Here is a 689-nt window from a genome sequence, read left to right as displayed (position 1 = left end):
AAGTCCCCCTTTAAAAAGGGGGACTAAGGGGGATTCAAAGGACAAGATTAAAAATGAAAGACGCATATATCATTGATGCCATCCGGACTCCATTTGGTCGTTATGCGGGTGGACTCGCGCCTGTCCGTGCCGATGACTTGGGTGCCGTGCCGATTCAAGCCTTGATGCAACGCAATCCATCTGTAGATTGGTCACAGGTGGATGATGTGATCTATGGCTGTGCCAACCAAGCCGGTGAAGATAACCGTAATGTGGGACGTATGTCGGCCTTATTGGCAGGTTTACCGGTGGAAGTGCCTGCGACCACCATCAACCGTTTATGTGGTTCATCTTTAGATGCGATTGCCATTGCGGCACGTGCCATTAAAGCCGAAGAAGCCCATCTGATTATTGCCGGTGGCGTGGAAAGCATGTCGCGAGCACCCTTTGTGATGGGTAAATCAGAAAGTGCTTATGGGCGTAGCCAGAAGATTGAAGACACCACCATGGGCTGGCGTTTTATCAATCCCAAGCTGAAAGCGATGTATGGTGTAGAGACCATGCCACAAACTGCAGAAAATGTGGCACAACAATTTAAGATTGATCGTGCAGATCAAGACCAGTTTGCCTTGACGAGTCAACAGCGCACAGCAACCGCGCAAGCTCAAGGCTTTTTTAAACATGAGATCATCCCGGTGAGCATTGCTCAG

Annotated in this window: 1 protein-coding gene; it reads left to right on the top strand. The window is 49.5% G+C overall.

Features of this window, described 5'->3' with window-relative positions:
* Positions 1–53: 53 nt before the first annotated feature.
* A partial coding sequence (locus AC6CHI_RS16110; RefSeq protein ID WP_498122503.1) for a thiolase family protein occupies positions 54–689 on the top strand: 636 nt, incomplete at its 3' end.

The organism is Acinetobacter sp. GQ146, from assembly GCF_059758585.1.
This window is presented reverse-complemented; position numbering and strand designations above follow the sequence as displayed.